This window comes from Desulfurobacteriaceae bacterium (assembly GCA_039832905.1).
In the GTDB taxonomy this organism is placed as follows: Bacteria; Aquificota; Aquificia; order Desulfurobacteriales; family Desulfurobacteriaceae; genus Desulfurobacterium.
The window spans coordinates 1-6,268 of sequence record JBDOLX010000083.1 but is presented as its reverse complement, the minus strand read 5'-3'; the positions used below and the strand labels follow the sequence as shown (position 1 = coordinate 6,268).

At 37.5% G+C, this 6,268-nt stretch carries 7 protein-coding genes; 3 read left to right on the top strand and 4 right to left on the bottom strand.

Features of this window, described 5'->3' with window-relative positions; translation table 11 throughout:
• Window positions 1-349: 349 nt before the first annotated feature.
• Both ABGX27_05975 and ABGX27_05970 read left to right on the top strand, forming a co-directional pair.
• On the top strand, window positions 350-1,498 hold the full coding sequence (locus ABGX27_05975; GenBank protein MEO2069044.1) for a hypothetical protein: 1,149 nt from the start codon (window positions 350-352) through the stop codon (window positions 1,496-1,498).
• A 412-nt stretch (window positions 1,499-1,910) separates the two neighbouring features.
• Entirely contained in the window at window positions 1,911-2,147 is a 237-nt protein-coding gene (locus ABGX27_05970) for a transposase (protein MEO2069043.1), read from the top strand.
• Window positions 2,148-2,262: 115 nt separating this feature from the next.
• Here ABGX27_05970 and pseI read toward each other — a convergent pair whose 3' ends face one another.
• Genes pseI through ABGX27_05950 form a run of 4 tightly spaced genes read right to left on the bottom strand, consistent with a single transcriptional unit; the run spans window position 2,263 to window position 5,741 of the window.
• Window positions 2,263-3,309 (bottom strand): pseudaminic acid synthase, encoded by a 1,047-nt coding sequence (gene pseI, locus ABGX27_05965; GenBank protein ID MEO2069042.1) that lies wholly within the window; start codon window positions 3,307-3,309, stop codon window positions 2,263-2,265.
• The gene (locus ABGX27_05960; GenBank protein ID MEO2069041.1) at window positions 3,287-3,910 is read right to left on the bottom strand and encodes a formyltransferase family protein; all 624 of its coding nucleotides are present in this window, start codon (window positions 3,908-3,910) and stop codon (window positions 3,287-3,289) included. The genes pseI and ABGX27_05960 overlap by 23 nt, the downstream gene beginning before the upstream one ends.
• Window positions 3,889-4,914, bottom strand: coding sequence for a UDP-2,4-diacetamido-2,4,6-trideoxy-beta-L-altropyranose hydrolase (gene pseG / locus ABGX27_05955; protein MEO2069040.1), 1,026 nt, complete (start codon window positions 4,912-4,914; stop codon window positions 3,889-3,891). The genes ABGX27_05960 and pseG overlap by 22 nt, the downstream gene beginning before the upstream one ends.
• Window positions 4,902-5,741 (bottom strand): glycosyltransferase family protein, encoded by an 840-nt coding sequence (locus ABGX27_05950; GenBank protein MEO2069039.1) that lies wholly within the window; start codon window positions 5,739-5,741, stop codon window positions 4,902-4,904. Before ABGX27_05950 ends, pseG begins: the two co-directional genes overlap by 13 nt.
• Before the next feature lie 75 nt (window positions 5,742-5,816).
• Here ABGX27_05950 and ABGX27_05945 point away from each other — a divergent pair.
• A partial coding sequence (locus ABGX27_05945; protein ID MEO2069038.1) for an IS5/IS1182 family transposase occupies window positions 5,817-6,268 on the top strand: 452 nt, incomplete at its 3' end.

The window sequence follows — 6,268 nt, the reverse complement described above, 5'->3', positions numbered from 1 at the left end:
CTATTCAGAGCTTAAGAAAATTCTCAATTTGAAAAGCAAGTCAACACTCCAAGAACTGTTCAAATTCCTAGAAAGGGAAGGCATTGTTTCCGAGAGGGTCTTCCATTTTAAAACCTCTCAGAAGACAAAAATTATCCTCATCAACTCTATGGAAATTCCACACGTAGCTCAGTCCTGGAATAAGGAAAAGGTGAGGGAAGATTTAGTTTTTAAAGTACCAAAACTCCTGTACATTCTTCCAATATCCCCATTCTCCAAAGCAATCTACATGTACTTATGCTCATTACGCCAGTATGCCTCGCAGAACATAATCAGAACCACTACACGGGAGATAAGAAAAGCTCTCCGGATGAAAAAAAAGAACATCATTCTGGCCCTTAACGAGCTGGAAACCCATTGCTTGATCAAGACAGTAAGAACTAAAAAGGAAACCCGCATAGAAATACTCCCAACAGATAAATGGAGCTCCAAACTTATTAGCGAAGCCAAGAAGGTCTATCCCGACCATCCGCTTCTGTCCACCGGTACCAATAAGGAACCACCCGGTACCAATAAGGAACCACCCGGTACCAATAAGGAACCACCCGGTACCAATAAGGAACCACCCGGTACCAATAAGGAACCACCCGGTACGTACAACCCTATGGAGGAAAATAACTCAGAGCCCTATATAGAAGACTATATAGAAGACTATATAGAAGACTATATAGAAGACGCCGCCAATAATACTAACAGTGGCGGCGGCGAAAAAAACAGAAAAAAAATTCATTCTAAGATAAAGAAAAACCAGTTAACTGAAGGAGTAGACCAAAACATCAGAGATACCCAGAAAAATACATCTTCCTATAAAGGGCTTTGCAACTTTAATATGAAAAGAGCCGAAAGCCCGAAGTTAGGTAACCTTAACTTTGGCTATGCCATGGATGAGCAGAAACGGGCGGAAATCTGCCAGAAAGTTGCAGTGATTGCTGACTTTTTGAAGAGTAGGTATCCTGAGTTCTTTCACAATCCAACAAAGGGGAACATAAGCGACATTTACTCCGGAGTTATCAAAACCTACGGGGAGAACTGTGGATACCTGCTTGCAGTTATGTACGAGCTGATGGCCAGGGATAAGAAACTGGGATACAGTTCTGAAACTATTAAGAATCCCAATGGCTTTCTAATTTCCTTTGTTCTTAAGGACAGTAACTCTGACTTTGATGAGTTTTTCAAAAAGTTTCTTCGTAAGTTTGATTTACAATATATAGTTCCAGAAAAGGTAGCAGAAGATTCTCAACTTCTAAGGGATCTGAAGGAATTTTTGAAAGGAAGAGTTAAACCTGCTATTTACAAACATTTCGTTGATAAAGGAATTATTGGAGTAAGAGATAAGGGAGGACGTAAGCTGGTTGTATGTAGGGATGGGATATTTAAAGACTACATCGAAAAATTCTTACAGGACCTCTTTTCTGAGTTCTTAGGTTCTTACGGTAAAGATTGGTGGTTAGACGTGTAGGTGAAGGAGGGGGGGCCACTCAAGTGTGTAAAAATTTCGAACTTTAAACCTAAAGGAAGGTGGACACATGAGAAAGAAGTATGACCCACAGTTAATTCAAGAAGACCTCAAAAAGCTCATTCAATAGACCTTGAGAGAGAGGCCTTGGAAGCTGAACTTGAAAAGTTTCTTGAATTTGATAGAGAGGAGATCAAGGAGATAGGGTTAAGGTAATAGGAGCTTTGCCGTCGGTTAATGTTGTCAGGGTAGCAATGCTTAATGACAGATGGTCTAGTAGGGTAGTAAACGGTTTTTTAGAAGCTAGAGAAGAGATTCAGGAGATGTTCTCCAGGAGGTACTCTTAATGGCTTATACAGAATTATTGGTACAACCGAAGCTGAGCTCAGAATGGAAGAAATAAGTATCTTCACAAATCAAAAGTTGGAAGAAGAAGAACAATTGGGAAGAGCTGATGGCCTACTTCAAGTATCCTTTTGAGATGAGGGGGTTAATGTATACGACAAATATCATAGAAAGCCACAACAGCAAGTTCAGGAAAGCTACCGATAGAAAGAGAGTTTTCTCTAGCGACCAGTTTCTTTTGGAGAGCCTTTATTTAGTAGTAGTTGAGCTTGAAAAGAAGTGGAGCAGGAGTGCTGTAAGGAACTGAGGCGTTATTTACGGCCAGCTTTCTGAAATTTTTGGAAAGAGGTTAGAGGCCTGATAGAATTTACACAGTTCTATGGACACTCCCTCCAAGGACACTCCTCTCCTGTTAATAACCCTCAATATATTAGCTCCCAACTTAGGGGAGTTCCTTTCTTTATATCCTTCTTTGCCCTTTTTCCAATTATATTCTTTAAAAACTTAGGGTGAAGACCGTATCCTGGTCTTATTGACTTAACATTTTCTTCAGTGAAAACCTCGTCAGCTTTAACATCTTTCACAACAAATAACGACCTACTGAATTTTCTGCCTTTCTTCATTTCCTCTGTAAGTTCATAAGATACTTTTCCAAGTGCTCTCTCAACTTCTCTTATAGCTTTTACCATTTCTTTAAATTCGTCAGGAGTTAACGAAAAATCTCTATCTGGCGTTTCTATATTCTTAGATAGAATAAAGTGTTTCTCTATAACTTTTGCTCCAAGAGCTACAGCCGCAATTGGAACAGAAATACCGAGAGTGTGATCTGAAAGTCCCACTATGCAGTCAAAAGTTTCTGTCATATTCGGAATTGTTCTTAGGTTAACCTGATCTAAAGGAGTAGGATATGCAGAGGTGCACTTTAGTAGTATTATCTGTTCGTTTCCAACTCTTCTACAGGCTTCAACAGCTTCTTGAATATCACAAAGAGTTGCTATTCCTGTAGAAATTATTATTGGCTTTCCTTTTGAAGCCGTATACTCTATAAGTGGTATATCGGTTATCTCAAAAGAAGCAATTTTGTATGCCGGAACTTCCAATTCTTCTAAAAAGTCAACTGCCGTTTTATCGAAAGGAGTAGAAAAGAAAATAAGTCCTAGCTTCTCAGCAAGTTCTTTTAATTCATAGTGCCATTCCCACGGAGTGTAAGCCTCTTGATAGAGCTCGTAGAAAGTCTTACCATCCCACAGAGTACCTTGTTTTATTTGAAAGTATTCGTTATTACAATCAATCGTAATCGTATCCGGAGTGTAAGTCTGGAGTTTTACAGCATCAGCCTCTGATTCCTTTATTGCGTAAATAGTGTCTTTTGCAAGTTCAATGTCTTGTTTGTGATTCGCTGAAAGTTCAGCTATTATAAAAGTTGGAGTGTTATTGGAAACTTCTTTATCCTTTATCTTTATTTTCATTTTTTTCCCTCCATACCTTTACTCTTTCTTTGAATATTGGTATAGGTATACTCCAACCTTCTTTTCCTAATAGATGTTTAATCACTTTAAAATCCTTTTTATAGTGGATACTTCCTTTACCTCTTTGGGGCATAGGTTCCAATTCGGAATTCCTGATCTTTTTCCAGTTATTTTTAAATAAACATTGAATTTCCTTATGTAAAAGTTCATAAGACGTTTTTAATGTATGTTTTCTTTCATCTATTTCTACTTCTTTTTGCATTATGATATCTCCCGTATCTATACCTTCATCTATTAAGTGAATAGATATACCTTTTGGAGTTTCATCTATAAAACTCCAGACATTTGGATGTGCTCCTCGATTCCAAGGCAAAAACGATATATGAAGATTCAAAAGTTTCCTTTCAGGAAAAAGTTCAAGTATCTCCTTAGGAATTAAATACTTATAATTATAACTTATGATCATCCCAGGATTTAGAGTTTTTACCATTTCTACACATATTTGTTTCTTATAAACGACTACATCTTCTCCAATTTCTGCAAGCCAATTTGCCAAGCCGTAGGAAATAGGATTATTGGTTAGAAATAATATCTTCCCCATGCCTCCCTCAGAAAAACCAGAAGAAAATCAATAATTCTCAAACATCCTTTTCCATCAATATATTTTTTAGCTAACTCTTTCCGTCTTTTCCTTTCTTCAGTATATATAATATTGCGAAAAGCTATTTCTACATTATCAATAACATCCCCATCTTCCCACCAGCCAGCGTACTCTATGAAACCTGTTTTTTGCCATCCTTTTACATTTCCCATCTGATTATCAGCAACAGCAATTGCGATTGTAGGAACGCCAACTCTTGCAAGCTCGTAAAGCGTTTGACCACCTGCTGAAATAGCAATATCAGAGTCCAACATCACCTCCTTTATCTCCTCTGCATTAGGATAGTATATTAAGTTTGTATTTTCATCGGCCGAGTTTTTTATTTCATCAACATTACGGAATCCCTTTCCTATGATGACATTTTTCTTAAGTTCAGGATGATTTTTACTAAGCAATTTTAAGACCTTGGGAGTCATATTTCTTATGTCGTCTCCGCCAAAGGTTATCATAGCACTCTGCACTGTTTTTCTTATCTCTTTTTCCGGAACATCCCAAAATTCCTTCCTTAGAGGAGTGTATTCAGTTCCGAGTAGGTAAATTACTCTCTCTTTCTCAGGATAATTCAAATCCTTTGCATGAATATTTCCGTTGACAACAATACCCTCTGGATAATCTATTCGCTTGTTATCATCTATATAAACAGCAAGTCTTACGAGTTTGGATAAACTCTCATAAAAGTTTTTACCCGCCAAATAGCTATCAACTACGACTATATCTGCATCCTTTACTTTTTCAAAAATCATTTGCTGTTTTTTAAACCAGTTAACTATTTCACAATTTGTACCTATTAAAAGTCTTAATATGGACTTATCGCCATTCACAATAAACCTCGGTTTTACACCTCTTTCCTCAAAAGCTTGATATAAAGACAAGCATCTTGTAACATGGCCAAAACCTATATTACTGCTACCTTCTGTAATGATATAGACTCTCAGCTCATCCACTTTTCTATTATCTCTTTTGCTCTGTTTAGTTCCTGTAACTCTAGTAATTTTTTGGCTTCTTCAAGTTCTTCTTCTAAGGAATAAAAAACCTTTTTTTGTAAAACTTTCCTATTTATCAGCTTAAGCCAGGGTTTTTCTCTAAAGAGATTGACTATGTCAACTGTTTGAAAATAGTTATTTTGAGGGTATAGATAGTCAAAAACTGCACAGAGTAAAGCGTAATCTTCTTCTGTATCAAGGGTTATCCTTATGTCCGGGGCAGTCAAAAATGTGGGGGCTTTTACGGAAACTAATTTAAACTCTTTTTTGTTGGTAGTGTAGATGTAAGGACAAACATGTTCTTTTTCAAAATCTTGCGATGCACCAAAGTAAGCCTTTTCTAAGGCTTCAAAAGAAACTACTTCAACGTCAAGTCCGTGAGGAAAGGTTCTTTCCAAAGTATTTGAAGTATAATCTGCCTGTTTTTGTAAATGTTCTCTTACTACTAAGTCTACAACGTTCCAGTCGATACAAGGACAATCACTTGTTATTCTTACTATTACATCCAATTTATTTTCCTTGGCACATAAATAATATCTTTCAAGAACATTTTTCTCACTACCCTTGAAGTATTTTACTTCTTCTTTCCTCGCCAATTCAATAATTGGCTTATCGGCAGGATTGGTTGTCGTAGCAACTATTATTTCGTCAATCAATTCCGATTTTTTCACTCTTCTTATGACCTGCTCAAGTACTGTGATGCTACTGCCGCAGGGGAGCTCTTTCAAAACCTTTTTTGGAAGTCTTGTAGATGTAGTTCTTGCCTGGATAATAGCCCCTATCTTCATCTAATGAACCTCAAAATCGAAGCTGAGGATGTTTGAAAATTGCCAACACCATAAAGAAAGCCTATCCTCTCCGATATGAAAGCTAAAAGACTTAATTTCCAACAAGTACTCAAGCTCACACAAACCTACATGCACCGGAGAGGACAGGCTCTATTAAAGTATTTATATCCCTTCAAGACCAAAAGGGGAAGACCCAAGAAGTGCCCAGATGAGATAATCCTTGTCCTCCTTTTCCTCCAGGTAGCCTGGAGACTTTCATTCAGAGACCTTGAATACTTGGCTGTTCAGATGTTTGGAAGAGAAAACGTTCCGGACTTCTCAACTTACTACTACCGCTTAAAACAGCTTCCCCCGGTTCTCCTTATAGACTTCCTCAATTTCATCTCCGGCAGACTTTTGAGGAGATACCTTAGTCAAGTGAGGTTCTTAATAATAGACGGTACCGGATTTAAATATGATGAGATTTATCCTCTCAAAATACTCAGAGGCAAGGAGATAAAAAAGGTCAAAAGTCATGTCAAGGCAGT

Excerpts from the sequence above, each read along its gene's own strand:
- ABGX27_05975 (MEO2069044.1), top strand. The coding sequence starts at position 350 with ATGAAAAAAAAGAACATCATTCTGGCCCTTAACGAGCTGGAAACCCAT.
- ABGX27_05950 (MEO2069039.1), bottom strand. The coding sequence starts at position 5,741 with ATGAAGATAGGGGCTATTATCCAGGCAAGAACTACATCTACAAGACTT.
- pseI (MEO2069042.1), bottom strand. The coding sequence starts at position 3,309 with ATGAAAATAAAGATAAAGGATAAAGAAGTTTCCAATAACACTCCAACT.
- ABGX27_05960 (MEO2069041.1), bottom strand. The coding sequence starts at position 3,910 with ATGGGGAAGATATTATTTCTAACCAATAATCCTATTTCCTACGGCTTG.